This is a genomic window from Mycobacterium liflandii, from assembly GCF_022354805.1.
In the GTDB taxonomy this organism is placed as follows: domain Bacteria; phylum Actinomycetota; class Actinomycetes; order Mycobacteriales; family Mycobacteriaceae; genus Mycobacterium; species Mycobacterium marinum.
Map to the genome: position 1 here is coordinate 5,928,606 of NZ_CP023138.1, position 20,828 is coordinate 5,949,433.

A 20,828-nucleotide genomic window follows, 5' to 3' on the forward strand; every position below is an offset into this window, starting at 1 on the left:
GGGCGATAAGCTAGTCGCTCTATCGCCCGAAAAGGATGCAGGCAGGTGACCAAGCGCGTCGCTGTGAATCGACAGCCGAGTCGAGCCGAGCTGGAGCGGCTGTTATCGGCTGATCTGCGCTCAATCACCGCTCATTCTGACCGTGTCGGCCGCTACTACGCCCGACACAACGATCTCAGCCACGGCGACTTCCAGGCGTTGCTGCACATCATGGTCGCCGAGACCGCGGGGACACCCGTGACACCGGCCCAGCTCAGCCAGCGATTGGACGTCTCGGCCGCTGCGATCACCTATCTTGCCGATCGGATGATCCATGCCGGGCACATCCGCCGCGAAGCCGATCCGGACGACCGGCGCAAATCACACCTTCGCTTCGAGCAAAGCAGCCTGGAGCTCGCACACAAGTTTTTCATGCCGCTCGGCGACCACATGCGCGAGGCGATGGCTGATCTGTCCGACCGCGATCTGCGGGCCGCACACCGGGTGTTGACGGCGATGATGGACGGGATGGAGACCTTCGAAAAGGAGCTCTACGAGTCGCCCGCGCCGACATCGGGGCGCCCCCGCAAAACGCCGGCGCAGGCGGAAAGCCCCTAAACCGCTCGGCTACCGGATGGCTGTCACACCGATGTCGCGCAGCGACGTGAGATCCGACGCACCGCAACAGTGCAGGCAGACTCGGAGTTCGTCGAGGAACAGCTGCAACCAATCCTGCACCGCCGTGGCGGATTCGATCGCCGGCGCAAGCAACAGGCGGGCAATCGCGACCACATCGGCGCCCAGGGCGATCGCTTTGGCCGCATCCATTCCGGTGCGGATGCCACCGGAGGCGACCAGCGGGACAGCCGGCAACGCTTGGCGCACCTCGACAATCGCCTCAGCGGTGGGGATACCCCAGTCAGCCAATTCCGGATAGCGCAGCTCGCCGTAGCGAACCAACTGCTCCACCCGCGACCATGAGGTTCCTCCGGCGCCGGCCACGTCGATACCCGATACCGGCAGCCCGCCGGGCAGCCGCAGCAGCTGCGCGACGGCCGCGGCCCCGATACCGTGGCCAACCTCCTTGAGCAGCACCGGATAGTCCAGCAGGTCGGCCGCGTCGCGCAGCCGGCCCAGCGACCCGGAGAAGTCGGTATCACCACCGTGCTGCATCGCTTCCTGCAGTGAGTTAGCGTGCACCGCAAGTGCATTCGCGCCAACCCGGCGCAGCGCGGCGGCCACCGCGGGAACCGCGGCCTTGGTCAACTGAGCCAGACCGATGTTGCCGATCAACAACACGTCGGGTGCCACCTCGCGCACCGCGAAACTCGACGCCGCCCGCTGCCCGCGGGCATCGTCGAGCATGATCCGCTGCGAGCCCAGCATCATTCCGATACCGAGGCGCTGCGCGGCGGTGGCCAAATTTCGGTTGATCATCGCGGACAGCTCGGCACCGCCGGTCATCGCGCCGATCAGGACCGGGGCACGCAATGGCGCGCCGAAAAACTCGGCCGACAAGTCGATGTCGGCGAGGCTGGTTTGGGTCAGTGCGTTGAAGGGCAGGCGGTAGCGTTCGAGCCCGGTCGTCACGCCGACGTAGTTGACCTCGTGGTTGAGGCACACGTCGATGTGCCGGCGCTTACGGCTGGAGATCTCGGCCGGGTCGTTGGTCATCGGGCAGCACCGGCCGTCGCCATCATGATCCTCGTCGCGGCAAGCAATGCGAGTCCTTCTTGGGGTTCAACGACGCCGTCACTGATGTCACAGAGCCTACCGCGCGCGCGGTTTGGTCAAGTTGCCGAAATGTCACACAACGGGCAGGAATCGACCCGTGCGGCGGTCATCGCGAGCTCGGCGGCGGCCACCAGAACCCGAGGCCAGATAGCCGCGTCGGCCAGCGCGAAGTCCTGGCGCTGGCGCGCGCGAGTCCGCACATGGTCGACAGCACCATCGGTGTCCCACAACGCCAGCGCGCGACCGTTGCTGTGCGCGGCGTGGTAGTAGACACCGTGTACCGGGCGGCGCGCCGGCTGATCTTCGTAGATGGCCCGTGCCCAGGCCTGAGTGCGAACCCGTGGATAGGCGCCGGTGGCCAGCGACGGCAACGCGCCAATGCGCATCGCGGCGCCCTCGGATCGCAGATCCAGCACCACGATCTCGGTGCGCGGACGCAACAGCCCGACGCGAAACCGGGGACAGACGGCGGCCTCGCCCAGGTCACCAAAGACCTCGCCCAGCGCGGTGGCCAGGGTGCCGGCAACGTAGAGCACAGATCTTCCCTCGGGACAGATCGCCGGATGAGCTGCCGGCGGCGTGTGGTGGTCGAGGCGGTGCAGCGGCCCGAAGGCGCGATGGGTGATGGCGTCCGGGGTGTGCGCGGACAGGTGATAGACCCGGCACCACTGCCAGCCGCGGGCGCTCAGCGTTTCCGGCCACTTCCACGTCCAGACCCGACCACCTGAGAGCGGACGATTCGGTTCGCCGAGGTCGGCTACCACGCCGCCGCGGTCGACTTCGCCACCACCGCGATCACATCGTCGACGCGACCGGCGGCCAGGGCATCGGCCGGTGTGATGTCACCCAGTTCCGGGTTCGGCGTGGCGGCCCACTTGCTCAAGGCGACGATTCCCCCCGGAAAGGCCTGTCGCAGTTCGGCGATTCCCGACAGAAAGCCGCGTTGTGCCCCGGCGTTGAGCTGCCACATGGGTATTCGCCACTGGCGCCCGTCCTTGAGACCGATCAGGTCGCCACCGGTGATCCGGTCAAGCACGGCCTGGCTGGAGATGTCGAGCAACTCGGCAACCTCCGCCGTCGACAGCGACATGGTCAGCAATTCTCGGCGGGCAACGAAGTCGTCCTGCAATGCCTGCAGCGCAGCGCTGCTCATCTCCTTGGCGGTTGGCGCACTACCCCACAACGATTCGTCCAGACCGCCCGTGTCCCGTGCCGCGACGGCTTCTACAAAGCCCGCTTTGACCGACGCGGGCGCCGCGTCCAACACCGCGTGCACCGCGGAACTCAGCTGTGCGGCCGACGCGCTGGCCCGCTGACGCCGTCGCGGCGCCGCCTTACGCGTCGGGGTGCGGGTGACCATACCTCGAGGTTATACCAAGATAACCAAGCAAACACGGCCTCATCGCGCCCGATCGGGCCCGGCAGTCACCGCTGGATTCCGCTATTTCTTGTCCATCGGCCCCGGGTTGGCAACCACGGGAAATTCACCGGTATAGCCGATACGTCTGCGCGCAATCTCCAGCACGCGGTCGCGGACCAGGAACCAACCGCCGATCAGCATCGGAATGATCAGTCCCAGGGTCGCCACCGTCCAGGTGCCGATTGGGTAGGAGAACCCCATCAGAACCAGCACCGCGAACAGGAACACCAAGGTGAGATAACCGGTGTAGGGCGCGCCCCACATCCGAAACGACGGCCGGTACACGATGCCCTGCTTCGACCAGCGGAACAGCTGGATCTGGCAGCACACGATGGTTGCCCAGGACGCGAGGATGCCCAGCGCCGCGATATTGAGGACGATCTCGAAAGCCATCTCGGGCACGACGCCGTTGAGCAGCACCCCGATCAGGCCGATGGCAGCCGTCAGACAGATCCCGCCGTAGGGAACTCCTCGTTGCGACATCCGTGCGGTGAAACTCGGGGCACTGCCGTTCATCGCCATCGACCGCAGGATGCGCCCGGTCGAATACAAACCCGCGTTGAGGCTGGAGAACGCCGCGGTCATCACCACCACGTTCATGATCGAGCCGGCGCCGGTGACCCCGATCTTGTCGAAGAAGGTGACAAACGGGCTCTCACCGGCCTTGTAGTCGGTGTAGGGCAGCAGCAGGCCGAGCAAGAACAGCGATCCAACGTAGAACAGGGCAATACGCGCGATCACCGAGTTGATGGCACGCGGCATCACCTTCTCCGGCTCCGCCGTCTCCCCCGCTGCCGTGCCGACCAGCTCGACCGCCGCATAGGCGAAGACCACGCCCGAGGTGACGACGACCAGCGGCAGCAGGCCGTACGGGAAGAGTCCGCCGCCGTGGGCGAGCAGGCCGAGACCGGTGGAATGACCATCGACGGGGTAACGGCCGGCCAGGAATATGGTGCCCACGACCAGGAAAGTCAGCAGCGACACCACCTTGATCAGGGCCGCCCAGAACTCGATCTCACCGAACAGGGTCACCGAGATCAGGTTCATGCTCAACGCGATACCCAGCGCGAACAACGCCAGCGCCCACTGCGGGATGCCCTCGAACACCCGCCAGAAATGGAAGTAGGTGGCGATCGCTGTCGAGTCGACAATCGAGGTCATCGCCCAGTTCAGGAAATACATCCAGCCGGCGGCATAGGCCGCCTTTTCGCCGAAGAATTCGCGCGCATAGGAGACAAACGAGCCCGACGACGGCCGGTGCAGCACGAGTTCACCCAACGCCCGCAAGATCAGGAAGGCGAACACTCCACAGACCGCGTAGACCAGAAACAGTGCCGGACCGGCGCTGGCCAGCCGTCCACCGGCGCCAAGGAACAGGCCGGTGCCAATCGCACCGCCGATCGCGATCATCTGTAGCTGGCGCGGCTTAAGGCTCTTGTGATAGCCGGCATCTTCGCTCGCGAGAGCGATGTCATCGGGATGGGTCGGGCTCGACGGGGTTCTCAACGCTCAGATGCCTCTTTCCCAGTTCGGTCGCTGGCTGTGGGGATCAGCCGCCGGGGGCAGGTTCCGAGCCCGCGGGATCGTCCGGGCCCGGAGTGTGTGGTGGTGTCGGAATATCACGAAACGTAAAGATGAAGCCGAACGCCGCCACCGCGGCGGCGATCGCATAGCCGATGATCGAATACCAACCTGCGTGCAGGTATGCGGTAACCGCGACAAGTGCCATGGCACCAAAGACCATCGACATTCCGATAAGCGGCGTCTTGGCCTTGAAATCAACAAAGCGCATGGATAAAAACCTCGTCGGGTGGCGAACGAATGTGGACTAAGTAAACACGGTGTGGACGATCATGTCCTGTTGGGCGACCGACCCGCCAACCCACCCCTTGTGCTATACGACCAATCCGCTGCGCCTTTGCCGCGACAATGGCCACCGATCAGTTGCGTCGTCTCCCGGCCCGCCGCGGTCGCGGGGTGGTCACGGCGCGAGCGGCGAGATCATCCGGCTGATCGTCGCGACCCGACGGTCGAGCCGGTCGGCCGGAATATCGATGACTTGATAACCGAATTCGCGGTAGCTGTCTTCGTGGATTCGTTCGAACCTCAACGCCTCCGCCATGTCGATTCGGCGGGTCGTGGTGGGTTGGCAGAAGCCCAAGTTCCGGACGAAAAAGACCTGCCGCTGATAGGTGTGCTCGGCGGCAATCCGGTCAAGCTCGGCCGTCAGCGCCGCGCAAACGGGCAGCCCGAGATAGACGGCGAGCGCGTGGGTGCACACCGGCGAGCGGTCAAAGAAGCAAACGCCGGGGCCCGTCGGGTCGGCCGCAACTTGGCGCCGGCGCTGTGTCTCGACAACCTCGTCGATAAACGACGCTTTGGTCGCACCCGTCCAGGGTGCGTCTTCGCCGCGCGCCTGCCGACCGAGGATGACATCGGTGGCGGCCTCCGCCACGACGGCGTGTCCGAGCTGTGCGAGCCGCCGCAAGATCGACGTCTTACCCGCTCCAGGCGTGCCGGTGAGAATGTATCGGCGGGTCAATTTCGTTGGTTTCCTCGGTGTCGGTGGACGGTAATCGCCGCGGGCGCGGCTCGACGCGACCCGATGGGGTGGTGGCGTGGACGGGAGACCCCGCGGCCGGAGCCGGAATTTTTCCCGATTCAACCCCTTGAGGCAACATCTGCAAGATGTGACGATTGCCTCAATGGATGCCTCAGTGGATGCCTCGATGCAGGACCTTCAAGGCAAGGTGGCCGTGGTGACCGGCGGGGCCGGAGGCATAGGCCGAGCCCTGGGGAAGCGCTTCGGCATGGAAGGCATGAAGGTGGTGCTCGCCGACGTCCTCGCCGAACCGCTGGACCGGGCGACCCGCGCACTCACGGACGAGGGCATCGAGGCGGTCGGCGTGGTTACCGACGTTACCGACTATTCCTCGGTCGAGGCGTTGGCCAAGGGGACGTTGCACCGATTCGGCGCGGTGCACGTGGTGTGCAACAACGCCGGCACCGGCGGGGTCTCCGAGGGCTACATGTGGGAACACGACCTAGCCGACTGGCACTGGGGGATAGATGTCAACGTCGTGGGCGTCATCCACGGCATCAAAGCCTTCGTGCCCATCCTGCTCGAGCGCGGCGAGGGACACGTGGTGAACACCTGCTCGGGCAACGGCGGGTTCGCGCCGATCGCCCGGGGGGCCATGGGCGGGCCGGCCATGGCGGTCTATCCGATGACCAAGGCCGCCGTGCTCTGCCTGACCGAGAGCCTCTACACCCACCTGGAGATGACCGGGACGCGGGTGCGGGCGCATGCCCTTTTCCCCGGCGGTTTCCTCAACACCGGCATCTGGGAGTCATGGCGGCACCGGCCACAGCGCTACGCCGCGACCCAGACGCGCCGCACCCCCGAGCACACCCTGGCCGACGTCGTGGGTCGCTTCGAGGCCGCCGGCGCCCGCGTCGAGTTCACCCCGCTCTCCGCGGTCGCCGACCAAGTGGTGGAGGGAATACGAGCCGACCGGTTCTGGATGATGGGCCCGCCCACACCGGCCGATGAGGTGGTCACCCGCAAGGCGGCATCGATCGTGGCCCGCGCCGACCCCGACTACCTGGTGGATGTGCTCGGCCGCAACGCCGCCAAGGAGCCGGAAACCGAAGGAGGAAAGCGTTGATTACCAACGCAGTTCGCTATGGTCCCCGCCCACCCGAAGCGCAAGTCGACCATGAGATCGATGCCACCAAGGCACCCATCGCCACCGAGGCGGTGACCGTCACCTACCTCACCGATCCGCAGATCGTCGCGGCCGTGCTGCCCAAACCGCTGCAGCCGGCCGACGAACCGCTGGTGCGGGTCCAGCTGCAGCGGGTCCAGATAGCGGGCCGCCCGCCATTCGGGTCGGCGGTGTTTGCGGTGACCGCCCGGCACGGCGACCTGCAGGGCGATTACCCCCTTTTCATGCCCCAGTCCACCGAACAGTCGGTCACCGGTGGGCGCGAAACATTCGGTGAACCAAAGAAATTGGCCCACATCGAGGTCGACCATGCCGGTAGCCGCGTCAGCGCCACCGTTGACCGGATGGGCTATCGGCTGATCACCGTCAGCGGTCAGGTGAGCGGCGGCGCGCCGTTGCCGCCCGACCAGGTGAACACCGAGTTCTACTTCAAGTTCCTGCGCTCCCCCGACGGCAACGGCATCACCGACCCGCACTTGGTCTACGGCGAATATCACCGCCACTACGAGCTGCTGGAGAACATCGACGGCAGCCTCGAGCTCGGCGAGTCTCCGCTGGACCCCGTGGCCGACATCGTGATTCGCCAGATCAGGTCGATCACCTGGTGCCGCCGGCGCACCATCCAGGTGGGTCGGATCGCCACCCGGGTACCCCAGGAGTGGCTGCTGCCCTATGTGCACCAGCGCTATGACGAACCCCATGACGCCCCAGCCCCGGTCACGCCCCCCAGCCCTGAGCCGGCCCGGGCATAGCCATGGACCGATACACGGTTATTTCGGCTGACTGCCACGCCGGGGCGGACCTGCTCGACTACCGCGAGTATCTCGAGGCGAAGTACCAAGACGAGTTCGACGACTGGGCCAAGACGTTTGTGAATCCGTTCGGCGACCTCAGCGAGCCGGACGCCGAACACAACTGGGACAGCGATCGTCGCAACGCGGAACTGGACTCCGATGGCGTTGCGGGAGAGGTCATCTTCCCCAATACGGTGCCGCCGTTCTTCCCGCAGGGCAGCTTGGCCGCTCCCCCACCGAGTACCGCCCGGGACCTCGAACTGCGGTGGGCCGGCCTGCGTGCGCACAATCGCTGGCTGGCGGACTTCTGCTCGTTGTCCCCCGAACGGCGCGCCGGGGTGGGCCAGATCCTGCTCGGGGACGTCGACGAGGCCGTCGCCGAAGTGGCACAGGTCGCCAAGCTGGGGCTGCGCGGCGGCGTGTTGCTGCCCGGGGTTGCCCCCGGCACCGGCATCCCCGCGCTGTATGCCGAGCACTGGGAGCCGCTCTGGGCGGCGTGCGCGCAGGCGGGCCTGGTGATCAACCACCACGGCGGCAATGCCGGACCCAGCCCGATCGACGGATGGGGTAGCTCGCTGGCGGTGTGGGTGTACGAGTCGCACTGGTGGGCACATCGCGCGCTCTGGCACCTGATCTTCAGCGGCGTGCTCGATCGCTATCCGGATCTCACCGTGGTCCTGACCGAGCAAGGCACCGGGTGGATACCGGCGACCCTCGACTCACTGGACGTGGCGGCAGCCCGTTACCGGCGGCCCAATTCGGCCATCGCCCGCTTCGCCGGGCCCACCGCCGGCTCGCTGCCGCTGCAGCCCAGCCAGTACTGGGCCCGCCAGTGCTACGTCGGCGCCAGCTTCCTGCGCCCGGTCGAATGTGCACAGCGCCACCGAATCGGTGTCGACCGCATCATGTGGGGCAGCGATTACCCGCACATGGAAGGGACCGCTCCCTACAGCCGGGAAGCGCTGCGCCACACCTTCAGCGACGTCGACCCCGACGAGGTGGAGGCCATGGTGGGCGGGAATGCGGCGGCCGTCTACGGCTTCGATCTGCAGGCCCTCGCGCCGCTGGCCGCCCGCATCGGCCCAACCGTCACCGAAGTCGCCGAGCCACTGGCAGCCATCCCCGCCGACGCGAGCAGCACCGCGTTCGAGCCCGACCCCATCCGCGCCTGGTAGCGAGAGGACTCTCCATGGAAGCCCGTAAGGCCCCGAACCCCCTGGAACCGTATGTGGTCATCTCCGCGGACTGCCACGCCGAGCTGCCGACCGAGCAGTACCGCGAGTACGTCGACCCCGACTACCGCGAGGACTTCGAGGTCTACCTGGCCGAGAAGGCCGCCGCGTCGCAGGTCGGTGGGTTCATCGACGAACAGTTCGCGCAGGACTGGTTCTCCGAGCACGGCGAGGGCATCGCCGGTGGCTGGGATGTGGGCCTGCGGGACAAGGAGCTCGACAGCGACGGGGTGGTCGGCGAGGTCATCTTCCCCGACGCCGACGCCGTTTCCGGGGTCGCCGGCGCGCCCTTCGGCGCCGGTCTGGCCCAGTCGGGCTCGCTCGACCCGGGGCGGGCCATGGCCGGGGCGCGGGCCCACAACCGCTGGTTGGCCGAGCTGTGCAGCCACAGCCCCGAGCGCCGCGCGGGCGTCGCGGTGGTGCCGATCCTGGCCGACGTCGACGCGGCGGTCGCCGAGATCACCCGGGCGGCGGAGTCGGGGCTGCGGGGCGGGATCATGATTCCCGCCCTGTGGGCCAGCTACCCGCCTTACCACGACCGTCGCTATGACAAGGTCTGGGCCGCCTGCCAGGACCTGCAGATGCCGGTACACACCCACGTCGGCGCCGCCCCGCAGCAGGAGTACGGCGAGCACCTGGGCATCTATGTCACCGAGGTGCGCTGGTGGGGAGTCCGCCCGCTGTGGTTCGCGTTGTGGTCGGGGGTGTTCGAGCGCTTCCCCGGGCTGCGCTGGGGCGCCACCGAGTGTGGCGCGTTTTGGGCCAACGACCTGCTGTGGCTGATGGACACGCGGTACCTGCGGGAGCACTCGGCCAAGAAGATGAGCCATCTGCTGGAGGGCGACCTGACGATGCCCCCCTCGGCCTACTTCGACCGCAACTGTTTTATCGGGGCCACCACCACCGAGCGCCGGGAGCTGGCGCGGCGCTACGAGATCGGGGTGTCCAACATGCTGTGGGGCAACGACTTTCCGCATCCGGAAGGGACCTGGCCGCACACCCGGGAATGGCTGCGGCGATCGTTTTGGGACATCCCCATCGACGAGACCCGCCAGATCCTGGGCCTGGCGGCGGCCGAGGTGTACAACTTCGATCTGGACGCACTGGCTCCCTGGCCGGGCGCATCGGTCCTACCCCGGCGGACCTGGGCCAAGACGATGCGGTGAGCGTCCCCAAGTGGGAGGCGGCCCGCCAGGCGCGCCGGCACTGGCTTACCGCCGCGGAGCCGCTGGCTGACCTGGTGCAGAACTAGGGCCCCTCACGGGACACCGGTTTCCGCGGTGTCGTCCAGCCATTAGTCGCCGCGCGCTGACCGGGCGCGCCTCATCGAGCGCACACGTTTTCTCATGGGTGAGACGTTGTGGGGTGTGGTTGGGGGGTGGTGGTGCAGTCGGTGGTGGGTGGGCTGCGACGGGGGGTGCGGTGGTGCGCCGGTGGGTGTTTTTCGTGTTGTGGTGATCTTGGTGATTCGTGGATAGGTCGTTGACCTGCGTCGATATCGTCGGCCGATCGGTGTTGGGTGTGGTGGGCTGAAGGGGCGGTGGGTGTGGTGTCGTTGGTCAGGGTGGCCCCGCAGGTGGTGGCCGACGGGGTGGGGAATTTAGCGCGTATCGGGTCCTCGATCGGGGTGGCCAACGCGGCCGCGGCGGCGGCGACCACCACGATGGTGCCCGCCGGTGGTGATGAGGTGTCGGTGGCGGTGGTGGGGTTGTTCCGCGGTCTGGGGCAGGACTACCAGCTCTTCGGCGCCCAGTTGGAGCAGTTCCATCAGCGTTTCGTGCAGATCCTGGATGCGGCCAGGACCGCCTATCTGGAGACCGAGACCGCCGCGGCGGCGGCGGTGGCCGATGGGCAGTTTCAGGTGTTGGCGGAGCCGGTGCAAACGCTGGGGCAGGCCTGGCTGGCCAGTCCGGCGGGTGAGCTGCTCGATCCGTTGGTCAATGCGCCGTTTGAGTCGTTGACCGGCCGGGAGTTGATCGGCAACGGGGCGGCGGGGGTCGCGGGTGTCGATGGTGGTGCCGGGCAGGCCGGGGGGTGGTTGTTCGGTGATGGCGGCCCGGGGGCGGCGGCCACGGCCACCAGTGCGGCCGGCCGTGGTGGGGATGCCGGGCTGATCGGTGCTGGTGGTGCCGGTGGGGCCGGGTGGGCTAACTCGGGTGTGGCCATGATGGCCGGCGGGGCCGGTGGTGATGGGGGTTTGTTGCTCGGTGATGGCGGGCCGGGTAGTCCCGGGGCGGCCTCGTTTGACCCCACCGTGGCCGGTGGCGCGGGTGGTCCGGGTGGGGATGCCCGCGGGATCGGTGACGGTGGCCGTGGCGGCGATGGTGGCCCCGGGGCCACCGGAGCGCCCGGCGGGCGGGGCAGCGATGGCGGGCCCGGCGGCAAGGGCGGCAATGCCGGGGACTACGGCAACGGCGGTACCGGCGGAACCGGCGGCATCGGCGGGGCCGGCGGCCCCGGCTCACCCGGCGGAACCCCGGGCGCGCAAGGGTTTAGGGCCGGCGATGCCGGTAATGGCGGTGTGGGCGGGATCGGCGGCGATGGCGGACACATCAAAGGCCACGGTGGTGCCGGCGGAATCGGCGGCACCGGCGGCGCCGGCGGCATCGGCGGTGACGGCCAAGCCGGGTCGGCCGGGGAGTTTCCGGGAGACCGCGGCGGTTCCGGCGGGGCCGGTGCGCGCGGCGGCAACGGCGGCGACGGCGGGGCCGGTGGCGCTGGCGGTCATGCCCTCGCCGAGGGATTCCACGACGGCGCCGCCGGTACCGGAGGTATGGGCGGCAACGGCGCCGATGGAGGTGACGGCCATTCCGGTGACCCGTCGTGGCGCTCCGGAGGGGATGGCGGTAACGGTGGGAACGGCGCCTACGGGGGCAGTGGCGGTCAGGGCGGCCTCAGCGGTGACGGCGCCACCAGGGCCGCCCACGGTGTCCAGGGAACCATGGGCGACGGCGGTGACGGCGGCGATGGCGGCAACGGCTCCACCACCAGCGATCAACCCGACATCGACGGCGGCAACGGCGGGTATGGCGGCTGGGGTTTCAACGGCGGCAACGGGGGCAACGGCGGCACCCGCCCGAAGGGCACGCTTTTCTTCAGATCCGGTGGTGACGGCGGTTTCGGCGGCTGGGGCGGCAACGGATACGGCGGCGTCGGCAGCGACGGCGGTAACGGCGGCTGGGGCGGTAACGGCGTGAACAGATACGGCGTGCTCAACCCCGGATGGGGCGGCGACGGCGGCAACGGTGGAGCCGGCGGTACCGCTTACACCAGCGGCGGCGTATACGCTGGTGGGCCCGTCCAACCCGGCACCGAAGGCACCGGGCCGTCCGGCGATCATGGCGGTTTCGGCGGTTCGGGCGGCATCGGCGGGCACGGCGGCCAAGCCCCGTAGATCCTGCCGGGCCGAGGTGATCTTGCTGGGGGTTTGTGCGCGCGCTCCCCTGGTTCAACGACCAGATCGAGCACGGCCGACTTCCCCCGGCGGTACCGCTACCGAAGCCCTGGTGGGCGCACAGCGAAACAGCCGGGGGAAGTGCTACAGCTTCCGTTCGGGGAACCCAGCGAACCGTCACCGACCCGATCCGGGCCGGTCACACGGCACACCCATCGAGTGGATGAGCCGCTAAGGCTGGATTTCCCCGAAGATTTGCGAGGGGTTCCTAGACGGCGCTGACTCCTACCGCCTGGGGCCCCTTGGTACCTTGCTCAACCTCGAACTGAACCCGCTGGTTCTCCTCGAGCGAGCGATAGCCACTGCCCTGGATCTCCGAGTAGTGGACGAAGAGGTCCTTCGTGCCGTCGTCAGGGGTGATGAAGCCGAAGCCCTTTTCTCCGTTGAACCATTTCACAGTTCCCTGTGCCATTCACTTACTTCTTTCATTTAACTACCGGACGTACCAACAACGACCGGACAACTAGCGTAGCGCAAGCCGCAATCATTGAAACTGATTGCGTCCTATGACGTTTCCTGACGCATACGACCAGGCCGGGGACCCCGTCGGCGGCTGCCGGAACCCGCGGACCTCGGCCGCGGCGAACCATGCGGCGCCGCACCATTCCTCGGCGCGGCCCCCTTCTTCGGCGCGGCCCCCTTTTTCGGTGCGCCCGCCTTCTTCGGTGCCGCCACCTGCTTCGGCGCGGGAGCTTGATAGGGCGCAATGTCACCGACCAGCTCATGTACGGCGGCCGAGTCGGCGGTGACCTCTTGCGGAGTGACCCGGATTCCGGCACGACGCATCAGCGCATGAGTGTCCTTGCGCTGCTCGGGCAGCACGACGGTCACGACGTCACCCGCGTTCCCGGCCCGCGCCGTGCGGCCGGACCGGTGCAGGTAAGCCTTGTGCTCGGCGGGTGGGTCGATGTGCACCACCAATTCGATGCCGTCGACATGCACGCCGCGGGCGGCGATGTCGGTGGCGACCAGCACCCGCGCCTCACCCTTGCTGAAGGCGGCGAGGTTTCGATCGCGGGCGGGTTGGGAAAGGTTGCCGTACAGATCGACGGCCGGGACACCGGATTCGGTGAGCTGCTTGGCAAGCTTGCGCGCTTGATGTTTGGTGCGCATGAACAGGATTCGGCGGCCGGTACCCGAGGCAAGGCGGTGCACCAGGTCTTTCTTGGCTGCCGCGCCCGAGACGTGGAACACGTGGTGGACCATCTGGGGCACCGGCGAATCGGAGCTATCGACCGAGTGCAGCACGGCGTCATGCAGGAATCGGTTGACCAGCTTGTCGACCCCGTTGTCCAGGGTCGCCGAGAACAGCAGTCGCTGCCCGCCGCTCGGGGTGGCCGCAAGAATGCGGGTGACCCCGGGCAGGAAACCGAGATCGGCCATGTGATCGGCTTCGTCGATCACCGTGATCTCGATCGAGTCGAGGCTGATCAATCGTTGCTTCATCAGGTCTTCCAGCCGGCCCGGGCAGGCCACGACGATGTCGACGCCGGAATTGAGCGCCGTCACCTGCCTGCCTTGCGGCACCCCACCGAAGATCGTGGTCACCCGCAGGCCATTGACCGCGGCCAAAGGTTGCAGCGTCGCGGTGATCTGGCTGGCCAACTCCCGGGTGGGGGCAAGAACCAGACCCGTGGGCCGGGCTGGGCGGCGCGGGCGCCCGGCCAGCCTGCTGACCATCGGAAGGGAGAAGGCCAGCGTCTTGCCACTGCCGGTCTTGCCGCGGCCGAGGACGTCTCGGCCGCCGAGCGTGTCGGGCAGCGTTTCGATCTGGATAGGGAAGGGATGGCTGATCCCGCGGGCGGCGAGCACCTCGATGAGCGATTCGCCCACGCCGAGATCAGCAAAGGTCGTACCAGTAGTCAATTTGATGTCTTTCAGGATCGGTTCCGCCGAGTGGGCAGCGAGATACGCGCGTTCGGTCAGTACAAGGTGGCGAAATTGCCGGTGGGCAAAATCGATCGCCGAGATACGAACTGCGCCGGCATCAGCCCCGAAAGCAGGGCGAGCACGGGGGGTGAAGAAGCGTTTCACGACGTGCTGACCATCGAATGCAACGGTCAACGTTGTTAGCAGCATAACAGCACAGCGACCTCGGACGTGCCCACCACCGCCGCCGGGTGGGCGTGAGTGCCCAACATCACTGCCCGTACAGTTATGTATGAACCGCGCTCTAGCGGTGATCGCAACTCTTCAACGCACCACCAGGAAGACCTGCGCGCGATACGATCGTCGTCGTTCGTCCTTCTGTCGACAGTGCTAACCAGCCGACCCCTTCATTGGAAGGACACCAAGTGGACAACTCGAACCTGTTCTCCCACCCGGAGACACCGGAATACATCGCCCCGGGCGAAACCTCTGGCCAACCGGTCAGCTACCCGACGTTTTCAGACCGGCCCGACAACGGATCTGCCACCTCGGCGACGTAATCATCCGAGACGACTGGCCGCGCGCCAAGGTCATCTCGATCAAACCTATTGGCCGCCAACCGATGTAGTGATCGTTCGTGCACCGCTACCTGGTGCCACTTGTGTTTCGGGCCAGCGTGGCACCAGAAGCGTTGGCAGCGACACCTTCTGAGGTATCGGCGGCGGGATCACGCATCAGCGCAGTCTCGGCGACGATTGTGTCACTGTCCGGCGCCCAAGCTCGGGCCCGGCAAACCATGCCCCAGGAGTTGAACCGAACCGGGCCAGCGACGCGCTCGTTTGGCACCGGTGATGGTGTCCGAGCCTGGGCGGCCTCGGTGGTGATAACCGCCCGCCGAAGCTCGGACACTTAGCACAAGCAACGAACCGCCGCGTGACGACGTAGACTTTTGTGGGTCGAGAGGCGTTGCAACGGTTCGCCGGTTCCCCGCCGGTATCCGCCACGCTCGGCAGAGTCAAGGACGCCTTCCGCTACGGAGGGAATAAACGTGAGCGCCTTTGAGCCGAATATCCGCCCTGACTGCACCGACGCACTGACGGCCACCCTCGGCCAGCGGATCATGGTGATCGACGGGGCGATGGGCACGGCGATCCAGCGGGACCGCCCGGATGAGGCCGGCTATCGAGGCGAGCGGTTCAAGGACTGGCCGAGCGATCTGGTGGGCAACAACGACCTGCTCAGCCTGACGCAGCCGCAGATCATCGAGGGAATCCACCGCGAGTACCTGCAGGCGGGCGCCGACATTCTGGAGACCAACACGTTCAACGCGAACGCGGTCTCGCTCTCCGACTACGACATGGCCGAGCTGGCCTACGAACTCAACTACGCCGGCGCGGCCCTGGCGCGGGCGGCCGCCGACGAGTTCAGCACCCCGGAGAAGCCCCGTTACGTGGCCGGGGCGCTGGGGCCGACGACGCGGACCGCATCGATCTCGCCAGACGTCAACGACCCCGGAGCCCGCAACGTCTCCTACGACCAACTGGTCGCCGCCTACCTGGAAGCCGCCAACGGCCTGGTCGACGGCGGCGCCGACATAATCATCATCGAGACCATCTTCGACTCCCTGAACGCCAAGGCGGCGGTGTTCGCCGTCGAAACGCTGTTCGAGGACCGCGGACGCCGCTGGCCGGTGATCATCTCGGGCACCATCACCGACGCTTCCGGGCGAACGCTGTCCGGTCAGGTGACCGAAGCATTCTGGAACGCGATCAGGCACGCGAAGCCGATCGCGGTGGGCCTCAACTGCGCCCTGGGTGCGCCGGAGATGCGGCCCTACATCGCCGAGATGGCCCGGATCGCGGACACCTTTGTCTCCTGCTACCCGAACGCCGGTCTGCCCAATGCCTTCGGCGAGTACGACGAGACCCCCGAGCATCAGGCCGGCTACATCGCCGAGTTTGCCGACGCCGGCCTGGTCAACCTGGTCGGTGGGTGCTGCGGGACGGCGCCGCCGCACATCGCCGAGATCGCCAAGGTCGTGGAGGGCAAGGCACCCCGCGAGCTGCCGGAGATCCCGGTGGCCACCCGGCTCTCGGGCCTGGAGCCACTGAACATCACCGACGACTCCCTGTTCGTGAACATCGGCGAGCGCACCAACATCACCGGATCCGCCCGGTTCCGCAACCTGATCAAGGCCGAGGACTACGACACCGCCCTGTCGGTCGCCCTGCAGCAGGTCGAGGTCGGTGCGCAGGTCATCGACATCAACATGGACGAGGGCATGATCGACGGCGTCGCCGCGATGGATCGGTTCACCAAGCTGATCGCGGCCGAGCCGGACATCAGCCGGGTCCCGGTGATGATCGACTCCTCCAAGTGGGAGGTCATCGAGGCGGGCCTGAAGAACGTGCAGGGTAAGCCGATCGTCAACTCGATCTCGATGAAGGAGGGCGAGGAGAAGTTCATCCGCGAGGCGCGGCTGTGCCGCAAGTACGGCGCCGCCGTGGTCGTGATGGCCTTCGACGAAAAGGGCCAGGCCGACAACCTGGAGCGGCGCAAGGAGATCTGCGGGCGCGCCTACCGGATTCTGACCGAAGAGGTCGGCTTCCCGGCCGAGGACATCATCTTCGACCCGAACTGCTTCGCGCTGGCGACCGGCATCGAGGAGCACGCGACCTACGGCATCGACTTCATCGAGGCCTGCGCCTGGATCAAGGAGAACCTTCCCGGGGTACACATCTCCGGCGGTATCTCGAACGTGTCGTTCTCGTTCAGGGGAAACAACCCCGTTCGCGAGGCGATCCACGCGGTGTTCCTGTTCCACGCCATCAAGGCCGGCCTGGATATGGGCATCGTCAACGCCGGCGCGCTGGTGCCCTACGACTCGATCGACCCCGAGCTGCGGGAACGCATCGAGGACGTCGTCCTGAACCGTCGCGAGGACGCGGCCGAACGGCTGTTGGAGATCGCCGAACGGTTCAACACCAAGGGCAAGCCCGAAGACCCGGCCGCGGCCGAGTGGCGCAGCCTTCCCGTCCGCGAGCGGATCACGCACGCCCTGGTCAAGGGCATCGACGCGCACGTCGACGCCGATACCGAGGAACTGCGGGCCGAGATCGCCGCCGCGGGTGGCCGCCCGATCGAGGTGATCGAGGGTCCGCTGATGGACGGCATGAACGTGGTCGGCGACCTGTTCGGCGCGGGCAAGATGTTCCTGCCCCAAGTGGTGAAGTCGGCCCGGGTGATGAAGAAGGCGGTGGCCTACCTGCTGCCGTTCATCGAGGCGGAGAAGGCGCAGTCCGGCTCCACGGAGCAGGACAAGACCAACGGCATCATCATCATGGCGACCGTCAAGGGCGACGTCCACGACATCGGCAAGAACATCGTCGGGGTGGTGCTGCAGTGCAACAACTACACCGTGGTCGACCTCGGAGTGATGGTGCCCGCCGAGAAGATCCTGGCCGCGGCCCGGGAGTACGACGCCGACATCATTGGGCTGTCCGGCCTGATCACCCCGTCCCTGGACGAGATGGTCAACTTCGCCGCCGCAATGGAACGCGAGGGAATGCAGATCCCGCTGCTGATCGGCGGCGCGACCACCTCACGCGCGCACACGGCGGTGAAGGTGGCGCCGCGTCGCAGCGGCCCGGTGGTGTGGGTCAAGGACGCCTCCCGCTCGGTGCCCGTCGCCGCCGCGTTGCTCGACGACAAGCAGCGCCCGGGCCTGCTGGAGGCCACCGCGGCCGACTACGCGGCCCTGCGCGAGCGGCACTCGCAGAAGAACGAGCGGCCGATGCTGACGCTGGAGAAGGCCCGCGCCAACCGGACGCCGATCGACTGGGACGGCTACACGCCGCCGCTGCCCGCGCAAGGTCTCGGGGTGCGCGAGTTTCATGACTACGACCTGGCCGAGTTGCGCGAGTACATCGACTGGCAGCCGTTCTTCAACGCCTGGGAGATGAAGGGCCGATTCCCCGACATCCTCAACAATCCGGCCACCGGCGAGGCCGCCCGCAAACTGTACAACGACGCTCAAGAAATGCTCGACACCCTGATCCGGGAGAAGTGGCTCACCGCCAACGGGGTGATCGGGTTCTTCCCGGCAAACGCGGTCGGTGACGACATCGAGGTGTACACCGACGAGACCCGTGCCGAGGTGCTGACCACGTTGCACAACCTGCGCCAGCAGGGTGAGCACCGGGCCGGCATTCCGAACCGGTCGCTGGGCGACTTCATCGCGCCCAAGGACACCGGTCTTGCCGACTACGTCGGCGCCTTCGCCGTCACCGCGGGGCTGGGCAGCCAGACCAAGATCGTGGAGTTCAAGGAGGCGCTTGACGACTACAGCGCGATTCTGCTGGAGTCGATCGCCGACCGGCTGGCCGAGGCGTTTGCCGAACGGATGCACCAGCGGGTCCGCGAGGAGTTCTGGGGATACCAGCCCGACGAGCAACTGGACAACGAGGCGCTCATCGGTGAGAGGTACGTCGGCATCCGCCCGGCGCCGGGCTACCCGGCCTGCCCGGAGCACACCGAGAAGACGACGCTGTTCGAGTTGATGGACGTGACCAAGCGGACCGGCATCGAGCTGACCGAGTCGATGGCGATGTGGCCCGGTGCCGCCGTCAGCGGCTGGTATTTCTCGCACCCGCAGTCGCAGTACTTCGTGGTCGGCCGGATGGCCCAGGACCAGGTCGCCGACTACGCCAAGCGCAAGGGCTGGACCCTGCCGGAGGCCGAGCGCTGGCTGGGCCCCAACCTCGGCTACAACCCGGAGGACTGAGGGCTCCACCGAGAAGCCGCCGCTGCGCGGCCCGAGCGGCCTGGCAAGGGCGACAGATTCATTGGGAGTTTGAGCCGGACGGGAGATGACCGGACCAGTAGAGCGGGTGTGGTGGCGGCGCGGCGCTTGAGAGCGCCCTAATGCGGCCAGAGCGCCGCGCTACCGAGTCCGCCATCTGATCCCGCGGTCCTGACGCACGATCGGGCTGGGTCGAAATGTCAGCCACTTTTGCGGCGCCGCGCGAGGTGAAGTCCGAACGCGACGATGTATGCCGCCCTTCCAACCGTCGCATTGTAGACCCAAAAGCATTTCAACTTTAGTTGTATATCTCTAACTATAGTTGCAGCACCGCTCTAACTATAGTTGAATTGCTCTAACTTTAGTTACAAGCAAGGGAGCGCCCTCGGTGCAGCTGAACCGGCCATTCGCTACGGTGACGCCGACGTTGGACGGCGACGTTCTCGGCGTTCTGGCGACCAGCGAGGTGACGTTCACGATCACCCAGATCCAGCGCATCCTGACCACCGCGTCAGGGGAAGGCATCCGCAAAGTCCTCACCCGCCTCACCACCCAAGGTGTGGTACTCAATGATCAGGTCGGTAGAACCAACACCTACCGACTCAACACCGAACATCTTGCGGCAGAGCCGATCCTGGCGCTGTCGCGGCTGACCGCAACGTTCCTGGACCGCCTCGAAGCGCACCTCAAAGGGTGGGGAAAGACGCTCAAGTACGCCGCCGTGTTCGGCTCAGCGGCAACGGGCCGGATGACTCTCCACAGCGACATCGACCTGTTACTGGTGCGTGCCTCCTACCCCGAACACGATAGCCATCCAGAGGAACCGGAGGTGTGGGAACAACGGGTGGCCGAACTAGTACGCCTGGACTGGTAACGATGGCCGCGTCGTCGAGTACACCGAAGATGAGCTTCGCGCCGCAGCCGCCGCCGGTGAGCCGCTGCTAAGTGACGTGGCTAGGCAAGGCCTGACCGTCTCCGGGACACGTGCATGGCTCAATAGGCAGCTGCGTCCCATAGGCAAGGCCAAGGCGGCGAGGAGGGCCTGATGGCAGGGACGCGCGAGTGCAATTCCGTTGTCACCGCGGGGCGCCTGTCCAAGGCAGTTGAGTTCTTCGACGCCGCTGAGCATCTCGAAGATGAAATGCCCAACGCGGCGGGTGATCTGTTCGTGGACGCCGGTATCGCCGCGTCCGACGTCATCTGCTGCGTCCGACTCGGCGTGCATTCGTCAGGCGGGACTCACAGCGAAGCCATAACACTGCTTAGAACGGCCGACAGCGGATCCGAAAAATACCTGAGCACCCTCCTCGGCCTCAAGAATAAGGCGGCCTACACACCAAGATCTATCCACCGCCGAGTGCAAGAAGATGAACCGCGCTGCTTCCCATCTAGTCGAGACAGCCAAACGGGTCACCGCGTCAGCAAGCCACAAACCTGACACAGAAAAACAGCGGCAACCCGATCGGTGACCCCCACTGGAACAAGGCCATCAAGAAGACCGGCCTGGCGCCGCTCACGATCCACGACCTGCGCCATACCAACGCCAGCCGGCGAATGTATACAGCGATCTCTCTCAGATGAACTCGACCACGTAGCCACCAACCTCGATCGGCTCCACGACGTCGCACGAAACCAGGCGAACCGACAGGAACCGGACAAGACCACCCATCCATAGGGTGCAGTCATCGTGTCCATACAGGTCAAAGAGTGTGGCCAGGGGCGGGATCGAACCGCCGACCTTCCGCTTTTCAGGCGGACGGATTAGCCGCTGACCTGCGGTTTATTCGATGCTGTGCGTCAAATGCGCCGCATTGAGC

Annotated in this window: 14 protein-coding genes, 1 tRNA gene and 3 pseudogenes; 9 read left to right on the top strand and 9 right to left on the bottom strand. The window is 66.6% G+C overall.

What is annotated here, in order from left to right:
- Positions 1-45 precede the first annotated feature (45 nt).
- A complete protein-coding gene (locus tag CKW46_RS26420) occupies positions 46-597 on the top strand; it encodes a MarR family winged helix-turn-helix transcriptional regulator (RefSeq protein ID WP_015357231.1) in 552 nt (183 codons plus the stop codon).
- A gap of 9 nt (positions 598-606) precedes the next feature.
- On the opposite strand, the gene fni is transcribed toward CKW46_RS26420, so the two are convergent.
- The 6 genes from fni to CKW46_RS26450 all read right to left on the bottom strand — a co-directional run bounded on the left by fni (position 607) and on the right by CKW46_RS26450 (position 5,675).
- Positions 607-1,653: a type 2 isopentenyl-diphosphate Delta-isomerase gene (gene fni / locus CKW46_RS26425; RefSeq protein WP_482052582.1), complete on the bottom strand. Its 1,047-nt coding sequence runs from the start codon at positions 1,651-1,653 to the stop codon at positions 607-609.
- Between the two features lie 116 nt (positions 1,654-1,769).
- Positions 1,770-2,477, bottom strand: coding sequence for an RES family NAD+ phosphorylase (locus CKW46_RS26430; RefSeq protein WP_015357233.1), 708 nt, complete (start codon positions 2,475-2,477; stop codon positions 1,770-1,772).
- A complete protein-coding gene (locus tag CKW46_RS26435) occupies positions 2,471-3,073 on the bottom strand; it encodes a helix-turn-helix domain-containing protein (RefSeq protein ID WP_012396350.1) in 603 nt (200 codons plus the stop codon). Before CKW46_RS26435 ends, CKW46_RS26430 begins: the two co-directional genes overlap by 7 nt.
- Positions 3,074-3,154: 81 nt before the next feature.
- On the bottom strand, positions 3,155-4,639 hold the full coding sequence (locus CKW46_RS26440) for an amino acid permease (RefSeq protein ID WP_117437595.1): 1,485 nt from the start codon (positions 4,637-4,639) through the stop codon (positions 3,155-3,157).
- Positions 4,640-4,682: 43 nt separating this feature from the next.
- Positions 4,683-4,925, bottom strand: coding sequence for a hypothetical protein (locus CKW46_RS26445; RefSeq protein ID WP_012396352.1), 243 nt, complete (start codon positions 4,923-4,925; stop codon positions 4,683-4,685).
- A gap of 189 nt (positions 4,926-5,114) precedes the next feature.
- Positions 5,115-5,675: an AAA family ATPase gene (locus tag CKW46_RS26450; protein ID WP_482052583.1), complete on the bottom strand. Its 561-nt coding sequence runs from the start codon at positions 5,673-5,675 to the stop codon at positions 5,115-5,117.
- A gap of 187 nt (positions 5,676-5,862) precedes the next feature.
- Here CKW46_RS26450 and CKW46_RS26455 point away from each other — a divergent pair, with 187 nt between their 5' ends.
- The 5 genes and pseudogenes from CKW46_RS26455 (at position 5,863) to CKW46_RS26475 (ending at position 12,281) form a co-directional block, all read left to right on the top strand.
- Positions 5,863-6,801 (top strand): SDR family oxidoreductase, encoded by a 939-nt coding sequence (locus CKW46_RS26455; protein WP_482052584.1) that lies wholly within the window; start codon positions 5,863-5,865, stop codon positions 6,799-6,801.
- Entirely contained in the window at positions 6,798-7,613 is an 816-nt protein-coding gene (locus tag CKW46_RS26460) for an acetoacetate decarboxylase family protein (RefSeq protein ID WP_482052585.1), read from the top strand. Before CKW46_RS26455 ends, CKW46_RS26460 begins: the two co-directional genes overlap by 4 nt.
- A gap of 2 nt (positions 7,614-7,615) precedes the next feature.
- Positions 7,616-8,830, top strand: coding sequence for an amidohydrolase family protein (locus tag CKW46_RS26465; RefSeq protein ID WP_482052586.1), 1,215 nt, complete (start codon positions 7,616-7,618; stop codon positions 8,828-8,830).
- A 14-nt stretch (positions 8,831-8,844) separates the two neighbouring features.
- Positions 8,845-10,139: pseudogene (locus CKW46_RS26470) on the top strand (amidohydrolase family protein).
- A 297-nt stretch (positions 10,140-10,436) separates the two neighbouring features.
- The gene (locus CKW46_RS26475; RefSeq protein WP_482053484.1) at positions 10,437-12,281 is read left to right on the top strand and encodes a PE family protein; all 1,845 of its coding nucleotides are present in this window, start codon (positions 10,437-10,439) and stop codon (positions 12,279-12,281) included.
- Positions 12,282-12,549: 268 nt separating this feature from the next.
- Here the strand turns inward: CKW46_RS26475 and CKW46_RS26480 are convergent, their stop codons facing one another.
- Positions 12,550-12,753, bottom strand: a complete 204-nt coding sequence (locus CKW46_RS26480; protein ID WP_012396359.1) for a cold-shock protein — start codon at positions 12,751-12,753, stop codon at positions 12,550-12,552.
- A gap of 92 nt (positions 12,754-12,845) precedes the next feature.
- Entirely contained in the window at positions 12,846-14,207 is a 1,362-nt protein-coding gene (locus CKW46_RS26485) for a DEAD/DEAH box helicase (RefSeq protein WP_166436205.1), read from the bottom strand.
- A 1,051-nt stretch (positions 14,208-15,258) separates the two neighbouring features.
- Here CKW46_RS26485 and metH point away from each other — a divergent pair.
- The 3 genes and pseudogenes from metH (at position 15,259) to CKW46_RS26500 (ending at position 20,480) form a co-directional block, all read left to right on the top strand.
- Complete coding sequence (metH, locus tag CKW46_RS26490) at positions 15,259-18,993, top strand: methionine synthase (protein ID WP_482052587.1); 3,735 nt, start codon at positions 15,259-15,261, stop codon at positions 18,991-18,993.
- Between the two features lie 406 nt (positions 18,994-19,399).
- A pseudogene (locus CKW46_RS26495) lies at positions 19,400-20,057 on the top strand (nucleotidyltransferase domain-containing protein).
- Positions 20,057-20,480: pseudogene (locus CKW46_RS26500) on the top strand (hypothetical protein). Before CKW46_RS26495 ends, CKW46_RS26500 begins: the two co-directional pseudogenes overlap by 1 nt.
- A 241-nt stretch (positions 20,481-20,721) precedes the next feature.
- On the opposite strand, the gene CKW46_RS26505 reads toward CKW46_RS26500, so the two are convergent.
- Positions 20,722-20,786, bottom strand: a tRNA-Phe gene (locus tag CKW46_RS26505).
- Positions 20,787-20,828 lie beyond the last annotated feature (42 nt).

What these genes read in the sequence shown, in the direction of transcription:
- CKW46_RS26480 (WP_012396359.1), bottom strand. Translation starts at nt 12,753, where the DNA reads ATGGCACAGGGAACTGTGAAATGGTTCAACGGAGAAAAGGGCTTCGGC.
- CKW46_RS26465 (WP_482052586.1), top strand. Translation starts at nt 7,616, where the DNA reads ATGGACCGATACACGGTTATTTCGGCTGACTGCCACGCCGGGGCGGAC.
- CKW46_RS26445 (WP_012396352.1), bottom strand. Translation starts at nt 4,925, where the DNA reads ATGCGCTTTGTTGATTTCAAGGCCAAGACGCCGCTTATCGGAATGTCG.
- fni (WP_482052582.1), bottom strand. Translation starts at nt 1,653, where the DNA reads ATGACCAACGACCCGGCCGAGATCTCCAGCCGTAAGCGCCGGCACATC.
- CKW46_RS26435 (WP_012396350.1), bottom strand. Translation starts at nt 3,073, where the DNA reads ATGGTCACCCGCACCCCGACGCGTAAGGCGGCGCCGCGACGGCGTCAG.
- CKW46_RS26455 (WP_482052584.1), top strand. Translation starts at nt 5,863, where the DNA reads ATGCAGGACCTTCAAGGCAAGGTGGCCGTGGTGACCGGCGGGGCCGGA.